Below are 24,737 nucleotides of genomic sequence, written 5' to 3' on the forward strand. Positions count from 1 at the left end.
TGGCCACGGCCATCGGTGCGTGGGCCGGCAGCGCGCGCAAGTACGGTGATGCTCACTCGGCGCGCAGCGCCTCCACCGCGTCCAGCCGCGCTGCCCGGCGCGCCGGCAGCACCCCCGCGGCCAGCCCGATCAGCACCGCGAGCAGTTCGGCGGCGGCGACGAAAGGCCACGGCGTGGCCACCGGCAGCGCCGGCAGCAGCAGCGCGGCGGCCTGCGCCAGGCCGGCGCCGAGCACCAGGCCGAGGGCGCCGCCGGCCGCCGCGAGCACCACCGCCTCGCCCAGGAACAAGGCGAGGATGGTGCGCCGGCGCGCACCGAGGGCGACCAGCAGGCCGATCTCGTTGGTGCGCTCGGACACCGCGATGGTCATGATGGTGACGATGCCGACCGCGCCGACGAGGAGCGAGATCCCGCCCAGCGCCCCGACCGCGGCGGTGAGGATGGCGAGGATGTTGGACAGGGTGGCGAGCATGTCCTCCTGGGTGATCAGGGTGAAGTCCTCGCGCCCGTGGCGCGCGCTCATCAGCGCCCGGACGTCGGCGGCGACCGTTGCCGCGGCCAGTGCCTCGTCGTAGGTGAGGGCGATCTCCATCACCCCGTCGCGCTTGAACAGCGCCAGGCCGCGCGCCACCGGAATGTAGGCGGCGTCGTCGAGGTCGACGCCGAGGAACTGGCCCTTTTCTTCCATGATGCCGATCACGCGGAAGCGCTCGGCGCCGATCTGCACGCGCTCGCCGAGGGCATTGCCGGCACCGAACAGCTCGCGCTTGAGCCTGGCGCCGAGGACCACGAAGGCGCGCGCATGGGCGTCGTCGTCGGGCGGCAGGAACTGGCCGATGCCGACGTGGATGGAATACACCTGCTGCATCTGCGGGCCGACCCCGAGCACCGTGGTGCGGCGCACCCGGCCGCGGGCGCGGACTTCGGCGTTGCCGCTGACCGAGGCGCTGAGGTGGAGCACCCGGGGCAGGCGGGCGAGCGCGGTGGCATCGTCCAGGGTCAGCTCGCGCGCGGTCGAGGGTAGCCCCGGCGGGCCGCCGCGTGCGCCCTGGCGGCCCGGGGTGAGGCTGATGACGTTGGTGCCGAACTGGCTGAATTCGGCGAGCACGAAGCGGTGCAGGCCCTCGCCGATCGACGTCAGCAGGATCACCGCGGCGATGCCCACGGCGATCCCGAGCAGGGTCAGGAAGCTGCGCAGCCGGTGTGCGCTCAGCGCGCGCAGGGCGAGGTGGAGGGCGTCTTGCCAGCGCATCGCGATCAACGCCGGGACAAGGCCTGCACCGGGTCGAGGCGGGCGGCGCGGCGCGCCGGCAGCACGCCGAACAGGATGCCGGTGCCGAGCGCGGTGGCGAGCGCGGCGAGCACCGCCCAGTCCGGCGGCCACGCCGGCAGCACCGGCCACGCCAGGCGTACGCCCCAGGCGCCGGCGTGGCCGAGGGCGAAGCCGGCGAGTGCGCCGGCCAGCGACAGCAGCGCGGCCTCGGTCAGGAAGGCGGTGCGGATCGTCACCGTGCCCGCGCCGAGCGCCTTCAGCAGGCCGATCTCGGTGGTGCGCTGGGTAACCGCGACCAGCATCACGTTCATCACCAGGATCCCGGCCACCGCCAGGCTGATCGCGGCGATGCCGGCCACCGCCAGGGTCAGCGCGCCGAGGATGCGGTCGAAGGTGCCGAGCACCGCGTCCTGGGTGATCACGGTGATGTCGAGCTCGCCGTCGCGCCGCATCCGCAGCAGCGCCTCGATCTGATGCTGGGCGGCGGGCAGGGCGTCGCGGCTGCGGGCCTCGACGAAGATGCGGAACAGGCCGTTGGTGTCGAACATCGCCTGCGCGGTGGCGACCGGCACCAGCACCAGCTCGTCGGTCGTCATTCCCAGCCCGCGCCCGGCCGGGGCGAGCACGCCGATCACGCGCAGGCGATGGTCGCCGATGCGGATCATGCGCCCGAGCGCGCTCTGGTTGCCGAACAGCTCACGGCGGATGGTGTCGCCGATCACCGCCACCGCCGAGGCGCGGCCGAAGTCCTCGCGCGGCAGGAAGCTGCCGTGGCGGAGGTGCAGGCCGCGCAGGGCGAGGAAGTCGGTGCTGGTGCCCACCACCATCACTTCGCGCAGCCGCCCGGCGGCGGCCACTTCGCTGTTGCCCACCGCCAGCGGCGCCACCCGCTGCACCAGGGGCAGGCGCAGGAGGGCGGCGGCGTCGTCGTTGGTCAGCTCGCGCGGGGTGCTGGTGATGAAGCTGCCGGGATTGACGCCGCCGGTCTCGGTGCGCCCGGGGAGCACGATCAGCAGGTTGGCGCCGAGCGCGGCGAACTCGTTGACGACGTAGCGTCGCGCGCCGTCGCCGAGCGCGGTCAGCACCACCACCGCGGCGACCCCGATCGACATTGCCAGCATCATCAGCGCGGTACGCAGCGGGTAGGCGGTGGCGGCGCGGGTGGCAAAGCGCAGGGTGTCGGCAGGGTGCATGGCCGCCTCTTTCAGCGCCGGCCGGCCGGGGCCGGCGGCGTGGGGCGGGGGCGGCGTCCCGGCGCGCGCCCGCTCCGGCGAAGGGGCGCGGTTGGGGGACGGGCAGCGGGCGCGGTCATGCGATCTCCGCGGTGCGCAGGTCGTGCGCGATGGCGCCGTCCTCCATCAGGATCCGGCGCCGCGCGCGCGCGCCCATCGCCGGGTCGTGGGTGACGACGATCAGCGTGGTGCCGGCGGCGTTGAGCGCCTCGAGCAGGGCGGTGACTTCCTGGCCGGTGGCGCGGTCGAGGTTGCCGGTCGGCTCGTCGGCGAGCAGCATCGCCGGGCGCATGATGGTGGCGCGGGCGATCGCGACGCGCTGGCGCTGGCCGCCGGAGAGCTCTTCGGGGCGGTGGCGGGCGCGCTCTTCGAGGCCGAACTCGCGCAGCGCCTGCGCCACCCGCGGCGCCCGCGCGGCGGCGGGGACGCCGGCCAGCATCAGCGGCAGGCCGATGTTCTCGGCCGCGGTCAGGCGCGGCACGAGGTGAAAACTCTGGAACACGAAGCCGATGCGCGCGCGTCGCACCGCCGCCTGCTCGTCGGCGGACAAGGTGGTGACGTCGCGTCCTTCGAGGCGGTAAGCGCCGCGGTTGGGGCGGTCGAGCAGGCCGAGCAGGTTGAGCAGGGTGGACTTGCCCGAGCCCGACGGCCCCATCACCGCGACGTATTCGCCGGCCTCGATGCGCAGCGAGACCTCGCGCAGGGCGTGCACTTCGCTGTCGCCGAGGTGGAAGCGGCGGTCGATGCCGTCGAGTTCGATCTGGGCCATGAGGTTTTCCGCAGCGCGCCGGCGGGTCCGGGTTCAGGGCGCCGCCGGGTCCGGCGGCACCGTCACCGCGGCTCCCGCGACCACGCCTTCGCGCTCCAGCGAGGTGACGATGCGTTCGCCGGCGGCGAGGCCTTCGAGCACCTCGGTGTATTCCCAGTTGGCGATGCCGGTCTTGAGGCGGCGCTCGGCGAGGACGCCGCCCTCCGCGACCAGCACGGTGCCGCCTTCGCGCAGCGCCGCGGTGGGGATGCGCAAGGTGTCGGCGCGGGTGGCGAGGACGATCTCGACGTCGGTGCTGTAGCCGACCAGCAGGCCGCGCGCTTCGTCCGGGGCGACGAAGTCCACATCCACCGCGACCGTGCGCGCCTGCTTTTCGACCGCGGTGATGTAGGGCGCGATGCGCCGCACGCGGCCTTCGAAGACCTTGCCGGGAATCGCCTCGAGGGTGATCCGCACCGGCAGGCCGGGCTCGATCCGGGGCGCGTCGATCTCGTCCATCGGCGCCTTCACGTACAGGCAGGCGTTGTCGATGAGGTCGATCGCCGGCGGCGTCGGCACCCCCGGCGGGGAGGGAGTCGAGATCTCGCCGAGCTCGCCGCTGATCTTGGCCACGGTGCCGGCGAAGGGCGCGACCAGCACCAGGCGCTGGCGCTCGGTGGTGGTGGCGGCGAGCTGCGCCGCGGCGGTGTCGGTGTCGGCGCGCGCGGTGTCGCAGGCGGTGCGGCGCGCGTGTGCCTCGGTGCGGGCCTTTTCCTCGGCGCTGGTGGAGACGAAGCCGCGCCCGGCCAGCGCCGTCTGGCGTGCCGCTTCGCGCTCGGCGTTGTCGGCCACGGTGCACGCTTCCCGTGCGCGCTGCTGTGCGGTGGCGAGCTGCGCCCGGTTCACCGCCAGACGGGCGTCGAGGTCGCCATGCCACAGTCGCATCAGCACCTGCCCGGCCTCGACCCGGTCGCCTTCCTTCACTCCCAGCCATTCGATGCGCCCGCCGGCGATGGTCGCCATCTTCGCCCGCTGGCAGGCCTCCACCTCGCCCGCCCGGGTGTTGGTCAGCGTCGCCTCCACGGTGCCGCGCGCGACCTCGTGCAGCAGCACTTCGACCGGCTTGGGCCGGGTGAACCACCAGATGCCCGCGGCGATCAGTCCGGCCAGCAGCGCGAGAAGGAGAATGCGGCGCAGGGTCTTCATCACGAGGGTGAGCTTAAAGATCGTCGAAGAAGTCGCTGTCCTCGCCGGCGTCTCCGCGTGCTTGCGAGCCGAACACGATCACCCGGCTGCCTGGAGGCAGACGGCCGCGCAGGCAGGCGAGCGAGGCGGCGATCGGGTCGGTTGTACGGTCGGCTCTGGCCATGCTCGCTCTCCTGTCAGCGCGGCGTTACTTCCCGCCCTTCGCCCACGAATCCTTCAGCGTCACGGTGCGGTTGAACACCGGAGCGCCGGGGCGTGAGTCGGCGCGGTCGGCGACGAAGTAGCCGTGGCGTTCGAACTGGAAGCGGTCCTCGGCCTGCGCATCCTTCAATGCCGGTTCGAGGTAGGCGGTGATCACGCGCTTGTTGTCCGGGTTGAGGTCGTCGATGAAGTCGCGCTCGGCGTCCGGGGCGTCGCCCTCGCGGCGCTGGCCGGGGTGGGGGTGGGCGAAGAGGCGGTCGTAGAGGCGCACTTCGGCCTGGTAGGCGTGCGCGGCCGAGACCCAGTGCAGGTTGCCCTTGACCTTGTAGTTGTCGGCGCCGGGAGTGCCGGATTTGGAATCGGGCAGGTATTCGGCGAGCACCGCGGTGAGGTTGCCGGCGGCGTCCTTCTCGCAGCCGGTGCAGCGGACGACGAAGCCGTAGCGCAGGCGCACCATGTTGCCGGGGTAGAGGCGGTGGAAGCCCTTCACCGGCTCTTCCATGAAGTCCTCGCGCTCGATCCACAGCTCGCGCGAGAACGGCATGTCGCGCTTGCCCAGTTCGGGCTTGAGCGGGTGGTTGGGCGCCTGGCACAGCTCGGACTGCCCTTCCGGGTAGTTGGTGAGGACGAGCTTCAACGGATCGAGTACGGCGACGCGGCGTTCGGCGGCCTCGTTGAGGTCGTCGCGCATGCATTCTTCGAGCACGCTCATGTCGATCCACGAATCCGCCTTGGACACCCCGATGCGTTCGGCGAAGCGGCGGAAACCGGCCGGGGTGAAGCCGCGCCGGCGCGCGCCGGCGAGGGTCGGCAGGCGCGGGTCGTCCCAGCCGTCGACGTGGCCGTCGTTGACCAGCTGGATCAGCTTGCGCTTGGAGAGCACGACGTAGGTGAGGTTGAGGCGGGCGAACTCGATCTGCTGCGGCAGCGGGCGCGGGAAGCGGCCGGCGCTGGCGAGCGCATCAAGCAGCCAGTCGTAGAACGGGCGCTGGTCCTCGAACTCAAGGGTGCAGATGGAATGGGTGATGTGCTCGATCGCGTCCTCGATCGGGTGGGCGAAGGTGTACATCGGGTAGATGTGCCAGGCGTCGCCGGTGCGGTGGTGGGCGGCGTGGCGGATGCGGTAGATCGCCGGGTCGCGCAGGTTGATGTTGGCGCTCGCCATGTCGATGCGGGCGCGCAGCACGTGGCTGCCCTCGGCGAACTCGCCGGCGCGCATGCGGGCGAAGAGGTCGAGGTTCTCGGCCACGCTGCGGTTGCGGTACGGGCTGTCCCGGCCCGGCTCGGTGAGGGTGCCGCGGGTGGCGCGCATCTCTTCGGCCGACTGCGAATCGACGTAGGCCTTGCCGGCCTCGATCAGGCTCTGCGCGCAGGCGTACATGGTGTCGAAGTAGTCGGAGGCGAAGTACAGATGCGCGCCCCAGTCGAAGCCGAGCCAGCGCACCGCCTCGATGATGGCGTCGACGTATTCCTGCTCTTCCTTCTCCGGGTTGGTGTCGTCGAAGCGCAGGTGGCAGACGCCGCCGTAGGCCTGGGCGAGGCCGAAGTTCAGGCAGATCGACTTGGCGTGGCCGTAGTGCAGGTAGCCGTTGGGCTCGGGCGGGAAGCGGGTCTCGACGCGGCCGCCCCATTTGCCGGAGCGATTGTCTTCGTCGAGGAGGCTGCGGATGAAGTTGGAGACGACGGGGGCGTCGACGAGCGGGGCGGCGGAGTTCTTTGCGGGTTTCATCGGAAGGTGGCGTGCGGGATGACGGCCGGGCGGGCCTGGATGCGGATCGGCCCGATTGTAGCCGATCCGCCGGGCGGAACCCGGCCGCCGCCGCCGGGGGTGGGTAGAATCGGGGGCATTGCCATTTTCAGCGGGATACGGACATGCGCGGCGCGGGCGTTGCTACGGCGGGGGCGGGGCGGTGAGCGGGGCGGCGTTCGCCGCGGTCGGATTGGGCGCGGCCTGCGGCGCGTGGCTGCGCTGGGGGCTGGGGGTGTGGCTCAATCCGGCCTTTGCCCTCGTCCCGCTCGGCACGCTGGCGGCGAATCTGGTGGGCGGGCTGCTGATGGGCTTCGCCCTGGGGGCGGTGCAGGCGTGGCCGACGATGACGCCGGCGCTGAAGCTGCTGCTGACGACCGGCCTGCTCGGCGGGTTGACGACTTTTTCGACCTTTTCCGCGGAAGCCTTTCACCTCCTGCAGCGCGGCGCCCTGGGCTGGTTCGGCCTCCATCTGCTGATCCATGTCGCCGGTTCGGTGCTGATGACCTGGGCGGGATACGCGCTGTTCCACGCCCTGCGCGGTTGAGCGCAGCCGCGTGCAGAGCGTTGCCGCCGCCCGCCGTTGTCATGTCCTGTTGCACTCCGATGGGCTAGAGTGGAAGCGCCACCCGGCGATAATTCCCGAACCCGCAATCCAACGGAGGCAAACAACATGAACAAGCTCGTCCTTTCCCTTTCCGCCCTCACCCTGGCGATCGGTGGCCTGTCCGGCTGCGCCAACATGAGCGAGACCCAGCGCGACACCGGCATCGGCGCGGGGATCGGCGCGGTGACCGGGGCGATCATCGGTCGCGCCACCGCCGGCGGCGACAAGTCCAAGAGCACCGCGACCGGCGCCGCGGTCGGTGCCGCGGTCGGTGCCGCGGGCGGCTACCTGTGGTCGCAGCGCATGCAGGAGCAGAAGGCGGCGATGGAGCAGGCGACCGCCGGCACCGGCGTCGGCGTCAGCCAGACCGCCGACAACCAGCTCAAGGTCGACATCCCGAGCGACATCTCCTTTGACACCGGGCGCTACGACATCAAGCCCAACATGCGCCCGGTGCTCGACCGCCTCGCCACCAGCCTGAACCAGCACCCGGTCACCACGGTGACGATCATCGGCCATACCGACAGCACCGGCTCGGACGCGATCAACGATCCGCTGTCGATCAATCGCGCCGCTGCGACCCGCGACTACCTGGCGATGCGCGGGGTGTCGGCGCAGCGCATCGCGATCGACGGCCGCGGCTCGCGCCAGCCGATCGCCGACAATGCGACTGCGGCTGGGCGGGCGATGAACCGCCGGGTGGAAATCTTCATCGCCGAACCGGCGCGCTGAGCCGGCCTCGCGCCGGATGACGCCCGGCCCGGGTTCGCCCGGCCGGGCGTTTGCACGTCTTACGGCTTCGCCGGCCGCGGTCAGCGCGCGGGTATGGGCAGCGGCGCGAGCAGGGCGGCGATGTCGGCCTCGCCGAATTTGGCCAGCGCGTCGGCATCTTCGGAGAGCACGCCGGCGGCCAGTGCGGCCTTTTTTTCCTGCAGGGCGAGGATCTTCTCCTCGATGCTGCCGGCGCAGATCAGCTTGAACACGAACACCGGCTTGTCCTGGCCGATACGGTGGGCGCGGTCGGTGGCCTGGTTCTCGGCTGCGGGGTTCCACCACGGGTCGTAGTGGATCACGGTGTCGGCGGCGGTCAGATTCAGCCCCACGCCGCCCGCCTTCAGGCTGATCAGGAACACCGGCACGCGGCCCTTCTGGAAGTCTTCCACCGGGATGCGGCGGTCGCGGGTGTCGCCGGTGAGCGAGACCCAGCCGATCCTGGCCTTGTCCAACTCGGCGGCGATCAGCCCGAGCATGGTGGTGAACTGCGAGAACACCAGGATGCGCCGGCCTTCGGCGATCAGCTCGGGGAGCATGTCCATCAGCAGGTCGAGCTTGGCGCGTTCCTTCACCCGGGCGGCGGCGGGCGACTTCAGCAGGCGCGGGTCGCAGCACACCTGGCGCAGCTTGAGGAGCGCGTCGAGGATCACGATCTGGCTGCGGGCGAAGCCTTTGCCGGCGATTTCGGCGCGGACCTTCTCGTCCATCGCCGCGCGCACCGTTTCGTAGAGGTCGCGCTGGCCGCCATCGAGGCTGACGCTGCGCACGATCACGGTTTTCGGCGGCAGCTCGGTGGCGACATCTTCCTTGCGCCGGCGCAGGATGAAAGGCTTGAGGCGGGCGGCGAGGAGGTCGCGGCGCACGGCGTCGCCGTGTTTTTCGATCGGCGTGCGCCAGGTCGCGGTGAACTGCTTGTGGCTGCCGAGAAAGCCCGGCAGCAGGAAGTCGAACTGCGCCCACAGCTCGCCGAGGTGGTTTTCCAGCGGCGTGCCGGTGAGGCCGAGGCGGTGGCGGGCCTGCAGCCGGCGGATCACCTGCGCGCCCTTGCTCGCGGCGTTCTTCACCGTCTGCGCCTCGTCCAGGATCAGCAGACTCCATTCGCGCGCCTGCAGCGCTTCGGCGTCGCGCCACAGCAGCGGATAGGTGGTCAGCGCCACATCCACGCCGTCGAGCTCCTCGAAGCGGGCGTGGCGGTCGGCGCCGTGCAGGTTCAGCACCTTCAGCGTGGGGGCGAAGCGTTCGGCTTCGGCCTGCCAGTTGAACACCAGCGAGGTCGGCAGGATCACCAGCGCCGGCTGCCCGAGGCGGCCGGCGTGTTTTTCGGTGAGCAGGTGGGCGAGCGCCTGGGCGGTCTTGCCCAGGCCCATGTCGTCGGCGAGGATGCCGGCGAGATCGTGGCGCACCAGGTGCTGCAGCCAGGCCAGGCCTTCGAGCTGATAGGGGCGCAGCTCGGCGCGGAAGCCTTCCGGGGCGCTGATCGCGGCGATGCCCTCGGCGGCGCGCAGGCGGGCGGCGAGGCCGGCGACGAGTTCGCCGCCGCGCCCGGGCAGATCGAGCTCGGCGAGGCGCACGGCATCGAGCCGGGACAGGCGCCAGTCGCCGTCGGGGCGGTCGAACAGGTCGACCAGCGCCCGCACCAGCGGCTTCAGCCGGCCGGCGCTGATGCGCAGGCGGCCGAGTCCGGGGTCTTCCAGGATCAGGGCTTCGTGGTCGTCGATGGTGTCGAGGCGGCCGGACAGCCAGCGCGGGTCTTCGGCGAACAGGCCGGCGAGCAGCGGGGCGAGCGGCAGGCTGCGGCCGTCGATCTCGATCCCGGGCGACAGGCCCAGCCAGCCGTCCTCGCCTTCGTCGACGTCGAGGATCAGGGCGTCGATGTCGATCGCGTGGTGGCGGAAATCGACCGGCAGCTCGATCTCCCAGCCCTCGGCGCGCAGGGCGGGGAGGGCGTCGGCCATGAACGCCGGCCAGGCGGCTTCATTCGCCAGGCCGAGGGCGTCGGCCGGCAGGCTGCCGCAGGTGAGCTGCACGGCGCCGGGCGGGACGCGGGCGAAACCGGCGGCGGCGAGCTTCTGCGCGGCGCTGCGCTCGGCGGCTTCGTCGCGCACGAGGCGGGCGCTGCGGCCGTCGGGCAGCGGATGGAAGGTGCGCGCGTCATTCGCATCGACGGTCAGCGGGCCATAGCGGAACGCGAGCGTGGCGAAATCGAAGACGTAGGTGCCGTAGGCTGCGTAGTTGCGGAAGTGGGCGTGATTCACCGGCCGGGTGGCGAGGCGCAGCACCGGTGACGGGGTGCCGCCGAGTTCGACCGGCGGCTCGCCGCGCAAGGTGGGGGCGGGCAGCGCGGGGGCGACTTCGGCCAGGGTGTCGGCGACGAGCTCGGCTTCGGACTGGGTCAGCGGGGGCAGCCACAGCAGGCGATGGACCAGCTCGGCGGGGACGTCGAGGGCGATCGGTCCGGCCTGTGCCGCGGCGAGATCGATGTACCACGGCGGCAGCAGCGGCAGCACGACTTCGGCCGGCGGTTCGACGCACACAGTGGGCGCGCGCAGACCGTCTTCGGTGAGGCGCCAGTCGGCCCGCCCGGGACGGGGACCGCCGGCGCCCAGCGCCGGTGCGTCGAGGGTCGGAAAGTGCAGCCGGCCGCTGTCGAGCAGCCGGGTCAGCAGGGCTTCGCTGTTGCGCCCCTCGAGCGGCAGGCTGCCGGGATGGACGCGCCCGCGCGGGCGGTGGGCCCACAGCAGGCGCAGGATTTCGAGATCGGTCTCATCGACGAAGGCGGGCGGCGCCTGCAGCGCGCGTTCGATGTTGCTCCAGCTTTCCTTGTGGCGGATGTGTCCGCCCTGGTCGAGGCGGACCTTGTGGCAACTGAGCTGGTAGTCGCTGCCGTAGGCCTGCTGTTCGATCAGGTAACGCAGCGCATGCGCGCCGGCGCCGGTCTTGCGCTTCGGCCGGGCGCCGGGCGCCAGCGCCGCGGCGGCATGGCGGAAGCCTTCGACCCACGCCAGCACCTGCTCGCGCGGGCGATCGGGGCTGCGGCGCTGGTGCAGCCACATCAGCATCATCGCCGCGACGTGCTTGCAGTCGTAGCCCATCGGGCAGGTGCATTCGCTGTGCAGCTGGCGGCGGCCGCCCTTGTCGCGGACTTCGGCGAAGACGTCGTAAGGGGTGCGCTGGCGGCCCTTCACCAGGGCCGAGACCGTTTCGCCGTCGGTGGACAGGGTGCTGACCCGGCTCAGATAGCCGAGGCCTTTGGCGACGGTCGGGTAGCCGAGCGCGGCGATCAGATCGTCCTGGGTGAAGCGGTCGAGAGGCGTCATGGGGGCAGGCAGGGGCAGACAAGGCACAGGCCGCGAGCGCGGCCTGTGCCAACGGGCGGGGCTCGTCGAGCCGGGCGCGAGCTTACACGTTCCGATACACCTCGGCGCCGCTCTCGACGAACTCCACCGACTTCACCTCCATGCCCTTCTTCAGCGCCTCGGCTTCGCCGATGCCCTGGGCGGCGGCGAAGTCGCGCACGTCCTGGGTGATCTTCATCGAGCAGAAGTGCGGCCCGCACATCGAGCAGAAATGCGCCACCTTGGCCGAGTCCTTGGGCAGGGTCTCGTCGTGGAAGTCCTTCGCCTTGTCCGGGTCGAGGCCGAGGTTGAACTGGTCTTCCCAGCGGAACTCGAAGCGCGCCTTGCTCAAGGCGTTGTCGCGGATCTGCGCGCCCGGGTGGCCCTTGGCGAGGTCGGCGGCGTGGGCGGCGAGCTTGTAGGTGATGATGCCTTCCTTGACGTCCTGCTTGTTGGGCAGGCCGAGGTGCTCCTTGGGGGTCACGTAGCACAGCATCGCGGTGCCGTACCAGCCGATGGTGGCCGCGCCGATGCCGCTGGTGATGTGGTCGTAGCCGGGGGCGATGTCGGTGGTCAGCGGCCCCAGGGTGTAGAACGGGGCTTCCTTGCAGTGCTCGAGCTGGAGGTCCATGTTCTCCTTGATGAGGTGCAGCGGCACGTGGCCCGGACCTTCGATGATGGTCTGCACGTCGTGCTTCCAGGCGATGTCGGTGAGCTCGCCGAGGGTCTTCAGCTCGCCCAGCTGGGCCTCGTCGTTGGCATCAAAAATCGAGCCCGGGCGCAGGCCGTCGCCCAGGCTGAAGGCGACGTCGTAGGCCTTCATGATCGCGCAGATGTCTTCGAAGTGGGTGTAGAGGAAGCTTTCCTTGTGGTGCGCGAGGCACCACTTGGCCATGATCGAGCCGCCGCGCGAGACGATGCCGGTCATGCGGTTGGCGGTCAGCGGCACGTAGCGCAGCAGCACGCCGGCGTGGATGGTGAAGTAGTCGACGCCCTGTTCGGCCTGCTCGATCAGGGTGTCGCGGAAGATCTCCCAGGTCAGTTCCTCGGCCTTGCCGTCGACCTTCTCCAGCGCCTGGTAGATCGGCACCGTGCCGATCGGCACCGGCGAGTTGCGGATGATCCACTCGCGCGTCTCGTGGATGTTCTTGCCGGTCGACAGGTCCATCACCGTGTCGCCGCCCCAGCGGATCGACCAGGTCATCTTGTCGACTTCCTCGGCGATGCTGGAAGTGACCGCGGAGTTGCCGATGTTGGCGTTGATCTTCACCAGGAAGTTGCGGCCGATGATCATCGGCTCGGACTCGGGGTGGTTGATGTTGTTGGGGATGATGGCGCGGCCGCGGGCGATCTCGGAACGCACGAACTCGGGGGTGATTGCTCCCGGGATGCTGGCGCCGAAGTGCTGGCCCGGGTGCTGGCGCAGCATCATGTCGGCCATCTTCTGGCCCTTGAGGCCGCCGCTGGCGCGCAGCGAGGCGATGTACTGCTCGCGGTTGAGGTTCTCGCGGATGGCGACGTATTCCATCTCGGGGGTGATGATGCCGCGGCGGGCGTAGTGCATCTGTGACACGTTGGCCCCCGCCTTGGCGCGGCGCGGCTTGCGGTGCAGGCCGGGGAAGCGCAGCTCGTCCAGGGCTGGGTCGGCGGCGCGGGCGCGGCCGTATTCGGAGGACAGGTCGGGCAGCAGCTCGGTGTCGCCGCGTTCCTCGATCCACTGCTGGCGCAGCGCGGGCAGGCCGGAGCGGATGTCGATCTTGGCTTGCGGGTCGGAATAGGGGCCGGAACAGTCGTAGACGAAGATCGGCGGGTTCTGCTCGGCGCCGAAGGAGGCCGGGGTGTCGGACTGCGAGATCTCGCGCATCGGCACGCGGATGTCGGGGCGGCTGCCTTCGACGTAGATCTTGCGCGAGTTGGGCAGCGGCGCGATCGCGGCCGCGTCCACGTGGGCGGTGGCGGCGATGAATTTGTCGTGGGCGTTCATGTGCTCTCCTTCGGGGGTTCTTGTCTGCGCCATAGCGCATGAAAATGATGGACGGGGCCGTGGCCGTGGCCGACCGTCAGTTCGCCGGCGCGGGCGATCGCGCCCAGCAGCCACTGGCGCGCGTGGCGCACCGCGGCTTCGACCGGACGCAGGCCGCCGGCGGTCTGCGGCAGCAGCGCGGCGACCGCCGAGCTCAGCGTGCAGCCGGTGCCGTGGGTGTTCCGGGTGTCGATGCGCGGCGCCGGCAGCTCGACCATGCGGTCGCCGTCGAACAGCAGATCGACCAGCTCGCTGCCGGGCAGATGGCCGCCCTTCAACAGCACCCAGCGCTCGGAGGCCAGCGGCAGCAGCGCGCGCAGGCGCTCGGCGGCGCGGTACATCTCCTTCACCGACTCGGGCGCGCGCTGTTCGAGCAGCACGCCGGCCTCGGGCAGGTTGGGGGTGATCACGAAGGCCTGGGGCAAGAGCGCCTCGCGCAGCATCGCGAGCGCGCTTTTCGCCAGCAGGCTGTCGCCGCTCTTGGCCACCATCACCGGGTCGAGGACGACGTTGGCCGCCTGCCAGTGGGCGAGGCGGTCGGCGACGGTGGCGGTGACTTCGGCGCTGCCGAGCATGCCGATCTTGGTCGCGGCCAGCGCCACGTCGGCGAACAAGGTGTCGATCTGCAGGCGCAGGAAGTCGGTCGGCGGCACGTGCACGCCGGTCACGGTGCGGGTGTTCTGCGCGGTGAGGGCGGCGATCACGCCGCAGCCGTAGGCGCCGAGCGCGGAGAAGGTCTTCAGGTCGGCGAACACCCCGGCGCCGCCGCCGGGATCGACGCCGGCGATCGAGACCACGTTCGGGATGCGCCCGGCGGGGGCGGAAGCGGAGGCTGCGGAAGTATTCATCACGACGTTTCCCTACGCCGGTCCGAGCCGGATCAGGTTCCAAGGGTGTTTCTCAGCCCGTGCGGCGCGGGCACCCCCAACGAGACCGCTGAAGATACTTCATGCACCCCGCGCTCGCAAGGCATCGCCGCGAACTCCGCCGATCGCAGTGCAGCATCTGCGCTAGAATGGCGCGGTTTTGCCATTCCGGATGACGCTATAAATTAGCGTGTGCTAATATTTCGCCAGGAGCCCCTGATGAACTTCGAGAAAGCGCGCTTCAACATGGTCGAGCAGCAGATCCGCCCCTGGGAGGTGCTGGATCAAAACGTGCTCGACCTCCTGATGACGGTCCGGCGCGAGGAATTCGTTCCCGCCGGCCATCGCGAACTGGCCTTCGCCGAGGTCGAGATCCCGATCGGCTGCGGCCAGGTGATGCTGAAGCCGGTGATCGAAGGCAAGATCCTGCAGGCCTTGCGGGTCGAAAAGACCGACTCGGTGCTGGAAATCGGCGCCGGCTCGGGTTACTTCGCCGCGCTGCTGGCGGCGCGTGCCGAGTGGGTGCGCGCGGTCGAAATCGAGTGCGCGCTGGTCAAGCTGGCGAGCGAGAACCTCGCCCGCAACGGCGTCGACAACGTGGTCGTGGTGCACGGCGACGGCGTCGATGGCTGGGCCGAACGCGCCCCCTACGATGTCATCGTGGTGTCGGGCGGCCTGCCCTTCGTGCCCCAGGCCCTGCTCGAACAGCTCAAGGTCGGCGGCCGCCTGTTCGCCTTCGTCGGCGAAGCGCCGGTGATGAAGGCGCGGCTGATCACCTGCGAGGCCGAAGGCCGTTTCCGCACCGAAGACCTCTTCGAGACCGTGGTGCCGATGCTCAAGAACGCGCCGCGCCAGGACCCCTTCCGTTTCTGAGACCGCCCCGCCGCCATGCGCCAGATCAGTCCTGCCGAGCTTGCCCAGCGCCTGAGCGACCCCCACCAGCCCAAGCCCTTGCTGCTGGATGTGCGCGAGCCGTGGGAGTTCCAGATCTGCCGCATCGCGGACTCGGTGCCGATGCCGATGGGCAGCGTGCCGGCGCGGTTCGGCGAGCTCGAGCGCACGCGCGAAACCGTGGTCGTCTGCCATCACGGCGTGCGCAGCGCGCAGGTGTGCCTGTTCCTCGCCCATCAGGGCTTCACCGATGTGGTCAATCTGGCCGGCGGTGTCGCCGGCTGGGCGGCGCAGGTCGCCCCGACGATGGCGCGCTACTGAAGGCGGCCCCAAATCCGTGGAGAGTGCGATGAAGCGAATCGTGGCCGTTTCGGTCTGTGTCTCGGCCTGCATCGCAGGCCTGTTTCCGGGTGGCGCGGCGGCCGCCGACCTGATCGAGGTGTACCGGGAAGCGCTGGCCAACGATGCGAAATTCTCCGCGGCGCGGGCCCAGTTCGAGGCCGGGCAGGAAAAGCCGGTGCAGGGGCGCGCCGGCCTGCTGCCGCAGCTCGGGCTCGCCGCGAACACGACCTGGAATGAGCTCGACACGCGCTCGGCGACGGCCGCCCCGCTGCCCGACCGCAGCTACAACAGCAACGGCTACGGCGTGCAGCTGACCCAGCCGCTGTTGCGCTGGCAGAACTGGGTCCAGTTCAAGCAGGGCGAGCTGCAGGCCGCGCTCGCCGCAGCCCAGTTCGGCACGGCGCGCCAGGAGCTCGTGCTGCGCGTGGCCGACGCCTACTTCGAGGTCCTCAATGCCCAGGACACGCTCGCCGCGATCGGCCAGTTGCGCGCCGCCGCCGCCGAGCAGCTCGAACTGGCGAAGACCAGCTTCGAAGTCGGCACGGTCACCATCACCGACGTGCACGAGGCGCAGTCGCGCTTCGATCTGGCCTCGGCGCAGGAAATCGCCGCGCAGAACCAGCTCGAAGTCGCCCGCCACAGCCTGGCGCAGATCATCGGCAAGGACCCCGAGGCGCTCGCCGGTCTGCGCGAAGGCGTCCACCTCCAGCGCCCGCAGCCCGACCGCATCGTCGACTGGGTCGCCGCCGCCGAGACCGGCAGTTTCAGCGTGCAGGCCCAGCAGCTCGCGCGCGAGATCGCCGCGCGCGAAGTCGAGCGCGCCCGCGCCGGCCATCTGCCGACGGTGGACCTGGTCGCCACCCACGGCGTGAGCAACCGCCCGCAGACTTCGATCGAGCGCTCCGAAGCCACCACCGTCGGCCTTCAGCTCAACCTCCCGCTGTATGCCGGCGGCCGCGTGTCTTCGCTCTCCCGCGAAGCCGCCGCGCTGCGCGTCAAGGCCGACGCCGAACTCGAGGACGCCCGCCGCAGCGCCGCACTTGCCGCCCGCCAGTCGTGGCTGGGGCTGACCAGCGGCATGGCGCAGGTGAAGGCGCTCGAGGCCGCGCGCGTCTCCTCCGCCTCGGCGCTCGAGGCCAACAAGCTCGGCTACGAAGTCGGGGTGCGGATCAACATCGACGTCCTCAACGCCCAGACCCAGCTCGCCGACACCTTGCAGCGGCTCTCCCGCGCCCGCTACGACACCCTGCTCGCCCAGCTGCGCCTGAAGGCTGCGGCCGGCACCCTGGGCGAGGACGACGTCGCCGCGATCAACGCCTTGCTCGCCCCCTGAATCCGGCCCCGGGCGCCTGGTTCAGGCGTCCACCTCCTACTTCGGCGTCCACCTCCTACTTCGGCTCTGGCGGCGCAGAAGCGCGTCGGCGCGGGCGCAGACTTTCGAGCAGCGCCACCGTGCGCGCGGTGGCGCCCTGGTGGGTGGTGGCGAAGGCGCGCCCGGCGGCGGCGATGTGCTCCCGCCGCGCGGGGTCGGCGAGCAACTCGACGGCCGTGCGCACGCCGGCATCGGCATCGGCGGCGCGCAGTGCGGCGCCGGCGCGCACCGCCTCTTCGGCGACCGCCATGAAGTTGAAGGTGTGCGGGCCGAGGACGACGGGGGTGCCGACCGCACAAGCCTCGATCAGGTTCTGGCCGCCGAAGGGCAGCCAGCTGCCGCCGATCAGCGCGACCTGCGCGCAGCCGTAGTAGGCGAACATTTCCCCCATCGAATCGCCCAGCAGCACCCGGGTATCGGCGTCGATCGGGGCTTCGGCGCTGCGCCGCTGCAGCTTCAGCCCCTGCGCGGCGGCGAGCGCGGCGACCTCGTCGAAGCGCTGCGGGTGGCGCGGCACCAGCAGGAGCAAGGTGTCGGTGCCGGCGTGGCGGGCGAAGGCCGTCAGCAGCAGGGCCTCCTCGCCTTCGCGGGTGCTCGCCGCCAACAGCACTGGGCGCGTACCGATGCGGGCGCGCAAGGCCTCGGCCAGCGCCAGCGCGGCCTCCGGCGGCGTGATGTCGAACTTGATGTTGCCGGTCACGGCGACCCGGCGTGCGCCGAGCTGGCTCAGGCGGGCGGCATCGGCCGCGGTCTGCGCCCCGATCGCACTGAGCGCCTTCATCGTCAGCGCGGTGAGCGCGGGCAGGCGCGCATAGCGGCGCGCCGAACGTTCGGACAGGCGGGCATTGGCGAGCAGCACCGGAATGTCGCGGCGGCGGCAGGCGGCGAGCAGGTTCGGCCACAGCTCGGTTTCCATCACCACCCCGAAGACCGGGCGGAAATGACGCAGGAAGGCATGCGCGAAGCAGCCCAGGTCGTAGGGCAGGTAGGTGCGCAGCACGCGCGACTCGCCCTTGAACAGCACCTTCGCGGTATCGCGCCCGGTCGGCGTCATGTGGGTCAGCACCACGCTGTGCTCGGGCCAGCGCGCGAGCAGCGCGCGCACCAGCGGCTCGGCCGCCCGCGTTTCGCCCACCGACACCGCATGCACCCAGATCACCGCCGCCGGCGCCCGCACCCGGTAGCGTCCAAAACGCTCGCCGAGGTGCTTCAGATAGGCCGGCTGGCGCCGCGCCCGCCACAGCAGGCGCAGCAGCACGACGGGCAGGGCGACGATCCACAGCAGGGTGTAGGGCAGGCGGGTGAGCATCGGGAGCGGCGAGGGGACGAGCGTGCAAGTATAAGCAGTCGCTTCGGCGAAGTTCACCACCGGAGCGGAATGTGTGCGACTGCGTGCGATAATCCGCGCTCCCGTGTTTCGCTCCCGCTCCTTTTTTACTCCATGCCTTCCGCTTTTTTTGCTGCCGGGTCCGTTTCCGGATCCAGCTTTGCCGGGATGCCTGCCCTCGGAGATGCGGCACTTCGGCATCCGCTTGCTGCGACTCGTGAACGCCGGCCTTTGCCTGCTGCTCGCGGGCGGGGCGGGTGAGGCATGGCGACCTACGCAATCGGCGACATCCAGGGCTGCTACGCGCCGCTGGCGCAGATGCTGGAGCGGGTGCGCTTCGACCCTGCGGCCGACCGCCTGTGGGTGGTGGGCGATCTCGTCAACCGCGGGCCGGATTCGCTGCGCGTGCTGCGCACCCTGCGCGAGCTGGGCAGCGCGGCGACGATCGTGCTCGGCAATCACGACCTCTACCTGCTGATGGTGGCCGCCGGGCTGAAGCGGCGCCTGGGGGACGACACCTTGTTCCAGGTGCTCGAGGCGCCGGATCGTGACGAGCTGCTCGACTGGCTGGCGCGGCGGCCGCTGCTGCAGGTCGAGGGCGAACACGTGCTGGTCCACGCCGGGCTGCTGCCGCAGTGGTCGGTGGCGCACGCCCAGTTGCTCGCCGACGAGGTCGGTGCGGCGCTGGCCGGGGCGCAGGCGCGCGAATTCCTGCGGAACCTGGCCGGCGACCGACCGGCGCGCTGGAAGGAAGGGCTGAAAGGCTGGGGCCGGCTGCGGGTGATCGTCAATGCGCTGACCCGGCTGCGCTTTTGCAGCGCCGACGGGCGCATGGACCTGAGCGCCAAGGGCGCGCCGGACAAGGCGCCACCGGGCACCTTGCCGTGGTTCCGGGTGCCCGGCCGGCTCAGCCGCACCCACACCGTGGTCTGCGGGCACTGGTCGGCACTGGGGTTCTATCGCGAGCCCGGCCTGATCGCGCTCGATTCGGGTTGCGTGTGGGGGGGCAAGCTCACCGCGCTGCGCATCGAGGACGATGCGGTGTTTCAGGTGCAGGCTTAGGTGCCGCGGCGCTGACGACGGCAGCCGGTGCCGTCGGCGCAGCGTCATTTCATCGGACTGCAAGGGGCTTACTGGTAGTGGTAACGACAGGCGATCACCACCAGCGCCCGATCGTCGACGCAGTACACCAGCCGGTGGGTGTCGTCGATGCGGCGTGACCAGAAGCCCGCCAGGTTTTCTTTCAGGGGCTCGGGTTTGCCGATGCCTTCGAAGGGGTGGCGCAAGCCGTCCTTGATCAGGGCATTGATGCGTTTGAGGGTTTTGCGGTCCTGGCCTTGCCAGTATTCGTAATCCTCCCAGGCAGCCAGGGTCCAGGTCAGCCTGAGCGGCTTTTCTTCAATCGGCATCGACCAGATCCCGCGGCGTGACCTGGCCCTGGCGGTACTGCTCGATCGAGCGTGCCAGGTGGGCGGCATTGGCGGGGGACTTCAGTAGATGGACGGTCTCCATCAAGCCGTTGAAGGTGTCGAGCGACATCACCACCGCATTGGGCGCATCCCGGCGCGCGATGACCGTGTAGTCGGCGTCGTCGATGACCTGATCGATCACGTTCTTGAGGTTGTTCCGCGCCTCCGAAAAATTCACTACACGCATGATGATGCCTTTTTGAGTTGTGCTATTTATTGCACAAGTCTAGGGCGCTGTGTGCGCGATTGCAAGACTGGCGCCCATGACTGCGAGCAACTCCAGGCGCAGGCAGCGCTGCGCTGACGACGGCGGCCGGCGTCAGGCGGCTGGCTGCGAGCACCCAGTCGCGGGTGTGCTGCGCCAGGATGCGGCGGTCGACCCCGTCCGTGGTCGGGCACGGGGGGGCGATGCGGATGCGGACGATGCTGCGGCGGGTGGCGATGATGTTGGCGATGCACTGCCCCAGGCTGAGGTCGCCGTCGTAGGCCGGGGCGCGGTTGTGGCCGCCGTCCGTGCTCAGGTAGCGTAGCGCCAGCGGCTGCACCGGGCGGCCGCAGGCGATCGCCGGCTGCAGCAGGGCGGCATGGAAGTGGAGCACCTCGGTGCCGTCGGTGGTCGTGCCTTCGGGAAAGATCGCGACGTTGCCGCCGGCCTCGAGCCGTGCGGCGGTCTCGGCGTTGATGATGCGGGCGTGGCCGCGGCTGCCGCGGCGCAGGAAGAGAGTGTCGTTGGTCGCCGCGAGCCAGCCGATCAGTGGCCAGGTGCGTACTTCGGCCTTCGATACGAAGGCGGCCGGAGCGAGGGCGTTGATGGCGAAGATATCCACCCACGAGATGTGGTTGGCCACCAGCAGGCAGCCGGGGGCGATGGGTTCGCCTTCGGCCTCCAGCTCGATGCCGAGGATGCGCAGCAGGGCGCGCGACCAGCGCCGGCGCAGGGCACGGTGGATGTCGCGGCCGGTGAACGGGTAGACCAGTGCGACCGTCGCCACGCCGTACACGAGGTGCAGGCCGAGGCGCAGGTAGCGCCAGGCGCGCAGCACGGCAGGCGTGGCGGCGGTGGTGGCGGGGAGGGGGGCGGCGCGTTCGGTGCTCCCGGCGCCCTGTCCGGCGGGGAGCACGGGGGCGAGAGGGGCCAGAGGGGCGAAGGCGGCGGCGGGGGCGGCGGGCTTGTTCAGTCTTGGCGTCCCAGAAAATGGCGGGCGTAGCGGCCGTCGACCTGGTTCATCGGCATCAGGATCGGCAAATCGGCGGTGTTGAAGTCGGGGTCCCACGCCGGTTCGCCGCAGATCCATGCGCCGGCGCGCAGATAGCCCTTGATCAGCGCCGGCAGTTCGCTGGCGAGGTTGCCGCGCAGGGCGTCGAGCGGCAGCGGGCAGCGCGGGAAGACGTGGTATTCGAGCGGCGCCAGGTGCTCGCCGCGGAGGCGATTATACAGACTGGCCGCGGTGTGGCCGCCGTCGGCCATCGACACCGAGGCGCAGCCGATCAGGTATTCATAGCCGTTTTCCTGCATGTAGCGTGCCAGCCCCGACCACAGCAGCGCGATCACCGCGCCGCTGCGGTAGTCGGCGTCGATGCAGGCGCGGCCGATTTCCACCAGCCGGTGGCGCAGATGGTGCAGGCGGGTGAGGTCGAATTCGTTCTCGGAATAGTAGCCGCCGATCTTGCGTGCGGCGCTCGGCGACAGGATGCGGTAGGTGCCGACGATGCGCCCGGCGTCCTCGTCGCGCACGATCAGGTGTTCGCAGAAGGGATCGTAGAGGTCGCGATCGACCCCCGGGCTGCGGGTCGGCAGGCGCGCGCCCATCTCGTCGGCGAAGACCCGGTAGCGCAGTTTCTGTGCTTCGAGGATTTCGGTTTCGCAGCCGGCGAGGCCGACGTGCAGGTTGCGCGCCTTGCGCGGGGCGCGGTTCCGGTCGAGCTCGGGGGAATGGAAGCGGGGCTGGAGCATGGCGTGGTTCCGTCCTGTTCGGGTGGGGCCATTCTCGAAACCCGGCGTTGCGGGGCGGTGACGCAGCGGTTACGGTCCGGTGACGGGCCGGGTCCGTCCGCGGGGTCCGTCCGCCGGGTCCGTCCGTATAATGCGGACTTCGTTCATCCGCGCTGCCTTCCCTCCATGCCCATCCTCGTCTGCGGATCGGTCGCCTACGACTCGATCATGGTCTTCCAGGACCGCTTCAAGAACCACATCCTGCCCGAGCAGATCCACATCCTGAACGTGTCCTTCCTGGTGCCCGATCTGCGCCGCGAGTTCGGCGGCTGCGCCGGCAACATCGCCTACGGGCTGAAGCTGCTCGGCGCCGATCCGCTGGTGGTGGCGACCGTGGGCGAGGATGCGGGGCCGTATCGCGCCCGCTTCGAAGCCCTCGGCCTGCGCCAGGACTACGTGCGCGAAGTGCCCGGCACGTTCACCGCCCAGGCCTTCATCACCACCGACCTCGACGACAACCAGATCACCGCCTTCCACCCCGGGGCGATGTTCCATTCCCACCTCAACGACGTGCGCGAGGCGCGCGGGGCGGAGCTGGGCATCGTGTCGCCGGACGGCGCCGACGGCATGCTGCGCCACGCCGCCGGTTTTGCCGAGGCGGGGGTGCCGTTCGTGTTCGATCCCGGCCAGGCGCTGCCCATCCTCGGTAGCGAAGCGTTACTGAATTGCCTGCAGCAGGCGCGCTACTGTACGGTCAATGACTACGAGGCCCGCCTGATGTGCGACAAGACCGGGCGCAGCGAAGCCGAGCTGGCGCGCGAAGTCGAGGCCCTGGTGGTGACGCTGGGCGCGGAAGGCGCGCGCATCCACTGCCGCGGCGAACTGTTTACGGTGCCCGCGGTGACGGCCGATGCGCTCGTCGACCCCACCGGCTGCGGCGATGCCTACCGCGCCGGGCTGCTGTACGGCCTGGCCGCGGGCTGGGACGTGCGCAAGTGCGCGCGTCTGGCGGCGGTGATGGGGGCGATCAAGATCGCGCACCGCGGCGGGCAGAACTACCGGCCGGCGCGCGCCGAGATCGCCGCGCGCTTTGAACAGGCATTTGGAGAACAAGCATGGTGAAACGGATCGGAACGAAGTCGCGCGCGCTGGCCGGCGCGCTGGTCGCCGCGCTGGTGCTGGGCGGCTGCGCCCAGGGGCTGGGCGGGGGAAGCTACGCGCGCACCGAGGCGCGGCGGGCGATGACGGTGCAGTTCGGCACGATCGAGTCGGTGCGCGGGGTGCAGCTCGAAGGCACGAAGACGCCGGTCGGCCCGCTGGCCGGGGCGGCGGTTGGCGGCATCGCCGGCAGCTCGGTCGGCGGCGGCCGCGGCGCCGCGGTGGCAACGGTGATCGGTGCCGTTGCCGGCGGCCTGGCGGGCTCCGCGATCGAGGAAGGCGCGACCCGCACGGCGGGCGTCGAAGTGACGGTGCGCCTGGACAATGGCCAGTTCCTCGCCGTGGTGCAGGCCGACGAAGGCGAAGGTTTGCGTCCCGGCGAGCGCGTCCGGGTGCTGCGCGATGCCGGCACCACACGGGTGACGCGCTGAAACCGGAGGGCGTCGTCGATTGTTCGGCGACGGCAAGGGGTCAGGGGTAGAAGACGTACAGCCGGTAGCCGACCGGCGCCATGTCCGGGGTGGAAAAGGGCAGGCGGATGCCGAGGGCGCTGCGCCCCGGGAAGGCTTCGGCCGGATGGTCGGGGGGCAGCCAGTCGCGGGGGGCAGCACCCGCCGCGCCAGCGCCTGGTCGGCGGCGTCGTTCAGGGTCAGCTCCAGGTGGGGCCAGTCCTGCGCGTAGTCGGCGCGGTTGTTGATCGTCGCGTAAAGGACGAATTCGCCCGGCCGGCCGGGTTCTTCCTGCAGTTCGGTGGCTTCGATGGCGATCCGCTGTGCATCCCGCGGATAGGGCAGCGTGCACCCGGCGCGGGCGCAGGCGCTGGCCAGCAGGGGGCGCAGCCCGGGCAGGTCGCGGGCGATTTCGGCGCGGAACAGGTACAGCAGCTGGGCGCCCAGGGTGCCGGTCAGCAGGACCAGCGCCAGGGTGGTGGCGATGCGCACGAGCGGCGATGGGCGCTGCGGGCGGCCGCGAACACGGGGCTGCGGGCGAGGGGGCTCCGGGGGCGCGGGCCGTTCCGCGGGCGAGAGCGGCGGCGGTCCGGATTCGGGCTGCGGGGTGCGCCGCCCGGACTGTGGGCCGGGGAGCGGGCTCGCCGGGTCGGAAACTGGCTCCGGTGTTGCCGCGGGTGCCGGCGGATGCCGGCGGCGGCGCAACACGCCGGGGGCCTCGGCCGCGCTCGCCGTGTCCGGGGCGATTTTGTGCGCGACAGCGTCGAAGGGCCGCAGGCAGCGCCCGCAACGCACCTTCCCGCCCTGCGCATGGAGCTGCTCCGGACGCAGCCGGAACACCGTCTGGCAGGCGGGGCAGCGAGCGAGTGTCATGTGATCGTCATGGCCCGGGGCGCTGTCCTTCGAGCCGGACCCAGCCGTCCAGGCGGGCGCCGACCTGCAGCGCGATGAACGGCGCCCAGGCTTCGATGACCTGGTCGGCCTGGGTCTCGAGCACGCCCGACAGCGCCACTTGCCCGCCGGCGGCGACGCGCGCCGCGATCGCCGGGGCGAGCACGCACAGCGGATTGGTCAGGATGTTCGCCACCACCCGGTTGAAGGTCTCGTCGACCGGGATCGCGGAGTGCTGCAGGCGCAGGCGCACGCCGTTGCGCGCGGCGTTGTCGCGCGCGGCCTCCACCGCCTTCTCGTCGATGTCGACGCCGAGTACGTCGGCGGCGCCCAGCCGCGCCGCGGCAATGCCGAGGATGCCCGAGCCGCAGCCGTAGTCGAGCACGGTGCACCCGGGGCGCACGGTGTCGCACAGCCACTCCAGGCACAGCCGGGTGGTCGGGTGCGAGCCGGTGCCGAATGCCATCCCAGGGTCGAGCTCGATGTTGATCGCGCCGGGGTCGGGCGCTTCGTGCCACGAGGGCACGATCCACAGCCGCGCGGTGATGCGGATCGGGTCGAACTGGCTCTGCGTAAGCTGCACCCAGTTCTGCTCGGCGATTTCCGCGGTGGCGAACGGCGGCACGCCATCGAGGCCGGCGGCGTGCGCGGCCGCGGCGAGCATCGCCCCGAGTTCGGCGCTGCCGGTGTCGCCGTCGAACAGGGCGATGACCCGGCTATGCTCCCACAGCGCGCTGGGCAGGTGGCCGGGCTCGCCGAACTGGGGGGTTTCCGCGGCGGTGCCGGCGTCGGCGTCCTCGATCGACACCGACAGCGCGCCGGCTTCCATCAAGGCGTCCGACAGCGCTTCCGCACGGGCGGCATCGGCCTGCAGGGTGACCGAGATCCACATC

General features: G+C 70.9%; 23 protein-coding genes, 1 pseudogene and 1 riboswitch. Of the genes and pseudogenes, 8 read left to right on the forward strand and 16 right to left on the reverse strand.

Annotated features, from left to right (window positions below; genetic code table 11):
- Nucleotides 1-52: 52 nt before the first annotated feature.
- The 6 genes from Tchl_RS04090 to Tchl_RS04115 form a co-directional block, all read right to left on the reverse strand.
- The gene (locus Tchl_RS04090) at nucleotides 53-1,252 is read right to left on the reverse strand and encodes an ABC transporter permease (protein ID WP_075147273.1); all 1,200 of its coding nucleotides are present in this window, start codon (nucleotides 1,250-1,252) and stop codon (nucleotides 53-55) included.
- Nucleotides 1,253-1,257: 5 nt separating this feature from the next.
- Nucleotides 1,258-2,466 (reverse strand): ABC transporter permease, encoded by a 1,209-nt coding sequence (locus tag Tchl_RS04095; RefSeq protein WP_075147274.1) that lies wholly within the window; start codon nucleotides 2,464-2,466, stop codon nucleotides 1,258-1,260.
- Nucleotides 2,467-2,581: 115 nt separating this feature from the next.
- Nucleotides 2,582-3,274: an ABC transporter ATP-binding protein gene (locus tag Tchl_RS04100; RefSeq protein WP_075147275.1), complete on the reverse strand. Its 693-nt coding sequence runs from the start codon at nucleotides 3,272-3,274 to the stop codon at nucleotides 2,582-2,584.
- A gap of 33 nt (nucleotides 3,275-3,307) precedes the next feature.
- A complete protein-coding gene (locus Tchl_RS04105; protein ID WP_075147276.1) occupies nucleotides 3,308-4,459 on the reverse strand; it encodes an efflux RND transporter periplasmic adaptor subunit in 1,152 nt (383 codons plus the stop codon).
- A 13-nt stretch (nucleotides 4,460-4,472) separates the two neighbouring features.
- Entirely contained in the window at nucleotides 4,473-4,622 is a 150-nt protein-coding gene (locus tag Tchl_RS04110) for a nucleotidyltransferase domain-containing protein (RefSeq protein WP_232311652.1), read from the reverse strand.
- A 24-nt stretch (nucleotides 4,623-4,646) separates the two neighbouring features.
- Complete coding sequence (locus tag Tchl_RS04115; RefSeq protein ID WP_075147277.1) at nucleotides 4,647-6,389, reverse strand: glutamine--tRNA ligase/YqeY domain fusion protein; 1,743 nt, start codon at nucleotides 6,387-6,389, stop codon at nucleotides 4,647-4,649.
- Between the two features lie 181 nt (nucleotides 6,390-6,570).
- Here Tchl_RS04115 and crcB point away from each other — a divergent pair, with 181 nt between their 5' ends.
- Entirely contained in the window at nucleotides 6,571-6,954 is a 384-nt protein-coding gene (crcB, locus tag Tchl_RS04120; protein ID WP_075147278.1) for a fluoride efflux transporter CrcB, read from the forward strand.
- 126 nt (nucleotides 6,955-7,080) lie between these two features.
- On the forward strand, nucleotides 7,081-7,746 hold the full coding sequence (locus Tchl_RS04125; protein ID WP_075147279.1) for an OmpA family protein: 666 nt from the start codon (nucleotides 7,081-7,083) through the stop codon (nucleotides 7,744-7,746).
- A gap of 80 nt (nucleotides 7,747-7,826) precedes the next feature.
- Here the strand turns inward: Tchl_RS04125 and Tchl_RS04130 are convergent, their stop codons facing one another.
- From Tchl_RS04130 to thiD, 3 genes are all read right to left on the reverse strand, one after another.
- Nucleotides 7,827-11,105 carry a DEAD/DEAH box helicase gene (locus Tchl_RS04130; RefSeq protein ID WP_075147280.1) on the reverse strand — a complete coding sequence of 1,093 codons (3,279 nt, stop codon included), beginning with the start codon at nucleotides 11,103-11,105 and terminating at the stop codon, nucleotides 7,827-7,829.
- An 82-nt stretch (nucleotides 11,106-11,187) separates the two neighbouring features.
- Nucleotides 11,188-13,107 (reverse strand): phosphomethylpyrimidine synthase ThiC, encoded by a 1,920-nt coding sequence (gene thiC / locus Tchl_RS04135; protein WP_075147281.1) that lies wholly within the window; start codon nucleotides 13,105-13,107, stop codon nucleotides 11,188-11,190.
- Nucleotides 13,104-13,994 (reverse strand): bifunctional hydroxymethylpyrimidine kinase/phosphomethylpyrimidine kinase, encoded by an 891-nt coding sequence (gene thiD, locus Tchl_RS04140; RefSeq protein ID WP_075147282.1) that lies wholly within the window; start codon nucleotides 13,992-13,994, stop codon nucleotides 13,104-13,106. Before thiD ends, thiC begins: the two co-directional genes overlap by 4 nt.
- Nucleotides 13,987-14,082: riboswitch (TPP riboswitch) on the reverse strand. Its footprint overlaps the gene before it by 8 nt.
- A 149-nt stretch (nucleotides 14,083-14,231) precedes the next feature.
- On the opposite strand from thiD, the gene Tchl_RS04145 reads away from it, so the two are divergent.
- The 3 genes from Tchl_RS04145 to Tchl_RS04155 are packed head-to-tail and all read left to right on the forward strand — an operon-like array spanning nucleotide 14,232 to nucleotide 16,578.
- Entirely contained in the window at nucleotides 14,232-14,885 is a 654-nt protein-coding gene (locus Tchl_RS04145) for a protein-L-isoaspartate O-methyltransferase family protein (protein WP_075147283.1), read from the forward strand.
- 15 nt (nucleotides 14,886-14,900) lie between these two features.
- On the forward strand, nucleotides 14,901-15,224 hold the full coding sequence (locus tag Tchl_RS04150) for a rhodanese-like domain-containing protein (RefSeq protein ID WP_075147284.1): 324 nt from the start codon (nucleotides 14,901-14,903) through the stop codon (nucleotides 15,222-15,224).
- A 28-nt stretch (nucleotides 15,225-15,252) separates the two neighbouring features.
- Nucleotides 15,253-16,578, forward strand: coding sequence for a TolC family outer membrane protein (locus Tchl_RS04155; protein WP_075147285.1), 1,326 nt, complete (start codon nucleotides 15,253-15,255; stop codon nucleotides 16,576-16,578).
- 55 nt (nucleotides 16,579-16,633) lie between these two features.
- On the opposite strand, the gene waaA is transcribed toward Tchl_RS04155, so the two are convergent.
- Nucleotides 16,634-17,926 carry a lipid IV(A) 3-deoxy-D-manno-octulosonic acid transferase gene (gene waaA, locus Tchl_RS04160; RefSeq protein ID WP_075149566.1) on the reverse strand — a complete coding sequence of 431 codons (1,293 nt, stop codon included), beginning with the start codon at nucleotides 17,924-17,926 and terminating at the stop codon, nucleotides 16,634-16,636.
- A 282-nt stretch (nucleotides 17,927-18,208) separates the two neighbouring features.
- Here waaA and Tchl_RS04165 point away from each other — a divergent pair, with 282 nt between their 5' ends.
- Nucleotides 18,209-19,006 (forward strand): symmetrical bis(5'-nucleosyl)-tetraphosphatase, encoded by a 798-nt coding sequence (locus Tchl_RS04165; RefSeq protein ID WP_075147286.1) that lies wholly within the window; start codon nucleotides 18,209-18,211, stop codon nucleotides 19,004-19,006.
- Nucleotides 19,007-19,074: 68 nt separating this feature from the next.
- On the opposite strand, the gene Tchl_RS04170 is transcribed toward Tchl_RS04165, so the two are convergent.
- The 4 genes from Tchl_RS04170 to Tchl_RS04185 form a co-directional block, all read right to left on the reverse strand.
- Nucleotides 19,075-19,353 (reverse strand): Txe/YoeB family addiction module toxin, encoded by a 279-nt coding sequence (locus Tchl_RS04170; protein ID WP_075147287.1) that lies wholly within the window; start codon nucleotides 19,351-19,353, stop codon nucleotides 19,075-19,077.
- On the reverse strand, nucleotides 19,343-19,600 hold the full coding sequence (locus Tchl_RS04175; protein WP_075147288.1) for a type II toxin-antitoxin system Phd/YefM family antitoxin: 258 nt from the start codon (nucleotides 19,598-19,600) through the stop codon (nucleotides 19,343-19,345). The genes Tchl_RS04170 and Tchl_RS04175 overlap by 11 nt, the downstream gene beginning before the upstream one ends.
- A gap of 22 nt (nucleotides 19,601-19,622) precedes the next feature.
- A complete protein-coding gene (locus Tchl_RS04180; protein ID WP_103893821.1) occupies nucleotides 19,623-20,456 on the reverse strand; it encodes a lysophospholipid acyltransferase family protein in 834 nt (277 codons plus the stop codon).
- 131 nt (nucleotides 20,457-20,587) lie between these two features.
- Nucleotides 20,588-21,367: a GNAT family N-acetyltransferase gene (locus Tchl_RS04185; protein WP_075147289.1), complete on the reverse strand. Its 780-nt coding sequence runs from the start codon at nucleotides 21,365-21,367 to the stop codon at nucleotides 20,588-20,590.
- A gap of 165 nt (nucleotides 21,368-21,532) precedes the next feature.
- Here Tchl_RS04185 and Tchl_RS04190 point away from each other — a divergent pair, with 165 nt between their 5' ends.
- Together Tchl_RS04190 and Tchl_RS04195 are read left to right on the forward strand one after the other, a co-directional pair.
- Nucleotides 21,533-22,468, forward strand: a complete 936-nt coding sequence (locus Tchl_RS04190) for a carbohydrate kinase family protein (protein ID WP_075147290.1) — start codon at nucleotides 21,533-21,535, stop codon at nucleotides 22,466-22,468.
- Nucleotides 22,462-22,935 (forward strand): outer membrane lipoprotein, encoded by a 474-nt coding sequence (locus tag Tchl_RS04195; RefSeq protein ID WP_075147291.1) that lies wholly within the window; start codon nucleotides 22,462-22,464, stop codon nucleotides 22,933-22,935. Before Tchl_RS04190 ends, Tchl_RS04195 begins: the two co-directional genes overlap by 7 nt.
- A gap of 222 nt (nucleotides 22,936-23,157) precedes the next feature.
- Here the strand turns inward: Tchl_RS04195 and Tchl_RS04200 are convergent.
- Together Tchl_RS04200 and prmA are read right to left on the reverse strand one after the other, a co-directional pair.
- Nucleotides 23,158-23,826 (reverse strand): annotated as a pseudogene (locus Tchl_RS04200) (zinc-ribbon and DUF3426 domain-containing protein); the annotation flags it as partial.
- Between the two features lie 7 nt (nucleotides 23,827-23,833).
- Nucleotides 23,834-24,736, reverse strand: coding sequence for a 50S ribosomal protein L11 methyltransferase (gene prmA, locus Tchl_RS04205; protein ID WP_075147292.1), 903 nt, complete (start codon nucleotides 24,734-24,736; stop codon nucleotides 23,834-23,836).
- Nucleotide 24,737 lies beyond the last annotated feature (1 nt).

This window comes from Thauera chlorobenzoica (assembly GCF_001922305.1).
GTDB lineage: Bacteria > Pseudomonadota > Gammaproteobacteria > Burkholderiales > Rhodocyclaceae > Thauera > Thauera chlorobenzoica.

Bases quoted from the DNA above. Each gene is read 5' to 3' on its own strand.
- Tchl_RS04170 (WP_075147287.1), bottom strand. From the start codon at position 19,353: ATGCCGATTGAAGAAAAGCCGCTCAGGCTGACCTGGACCCTGGCTGCC.
- Tchl_RS04100 (WP_075147275.1), bottom strand. From the start codon at position 3,274: ATGGCCCAGATCGAACTCGACGGCATCGACCGCCGCTTCCACCTCGGC.
- Tchl_RS04090 (WP_075147273.1), bottom strand. From the start codon at position 1,252: ATGCGCTGGCAAGACGCCCTCCACCTCGCCCTGCGCGCGCTGAGCGCA.
- Tchl_RS04125 (WP_075147279.1), top strand. From the start codon at position 7,081: ATGAACAAGCTCGTCCTTTCCCTTTCCGCCCTCACCCTGGCGATCGGT.
- prmA (WP_075147292.1), bottom strand. From the start codon at position 24,736: ATGTGGATCTCGGTCACCCTGCAGGCCGATGCCGCCCGTGCGGAAGCG.
- Tchl_RS04195 (WP_075147291.1), top strand. From the start codon at position 22,462: ATGGTGAAACGGATCGGAACGAAGTCGCGCGCGCTGGCCGGCGCGCTG.
- Tchl_RS04190 (WP_075147290.1), top strand. From the start codon at position 21,533: ATGCCCATCCTCGTCTGCGGATCGGTCGCCTACGACTCGATCATGGTC.
- waaA (WP_075149566.1), bottom strand. From the start codon at position 17,926: ATGCTCACCCGCCTGCCCTACACCCTGCTGTGGATCGTCGCCCTGCCC.
- Tchl_RS04105 (WP_075147276.1), bottom strand. From the start codon at position 4,459: ATGAAGACCCTGCGCCGCATTCTCCTTCTCGCGCTGCTGGCCGGACTG.
- Tchl_RS04175 (WP_075147288.1), bottom strand. From the start codon at position 19,600: ATGCGTGTAGTGAATTTTTCGGAGGCGCGGAACAACCTCAAGAACGTG.
- Tchl_RS04115 (WP_075147277.1), bottom strand. From the start codon at position 6,389: ATGAAACCCGCAAAGAACTCCGCCGCCCCGCTCGTCGACGCCCCCGTC.
- Tchl_RS04095 (WP_075147274.1), bottom strand. From the start codon at position 2,466: ATGCACCCTGCCGACACCCTGCGCTTTGCCACCCGCGCCGCCACCGCC.
- thiD (WP_075147282.1), bottom strand. From the start codon at position 13,994: ATGAATACTTCCGCAGCCTCCGCTTCCGCCCCCGCCGGGCGCATCCCG.
- Tchl_RS04165 (WP_075147286.1), top strand. From the start codon at position 18,209: ATGGCGACCTACGCAATCGGCGACATCCAGGGCTGCTACGCGCCGCTG.
- Tchl_RS04155 (WP_075147285.1), top strand. From the start codon at position 15,253: ATGAAGCGAATCGTGGCCGTTTCGGTCTGTGTCTCGGCCTGCATCGCA.
- Tchl_RS04150 (WP_075147284.1), top strand. From the start codon at position 14,901: ATGCGCCAGATCAGTCCTGCCGAGCTTGCCCAGCGCCTGAGCGACCCC.
- thiC (WP_075147281.1), bottom strand. From the start codon at position 13,107: ATGAACGCCCACGACAAATTCATCGCCGCCACCGCCCACGTGGACGCG.
- Tchl_RS04185 (WP_075147289.1), bottom strand. From the start codon at position 21,367: ATGCTCCAGCCCCGCTTCCATTCCCCCGAGCTCGACCGGAACCGCGCC.
- Tchl_RS04130 (WP_075147280.1), bottom strand. From the start codon at position 11,105: ATGACGCCTCTCGACCGCTTCACCCAGGACGATCTGATCGCCGCGCTC.
- Tchl_RS04110 (WP_232311652.1), bottom strand. From the start codon at position 4,622: ATGGCCAGAGCCGACCGTACAACCGACCCGATCGCCGCCTCGCTCGCC.
- Tchl_RS04145 (WP_075147283.1), top strand. From the start codon at position 14,232: ATGAACTTCGAGAAAGCGCGCTTCAACATGGTCGAGCAGCAGATCCGC.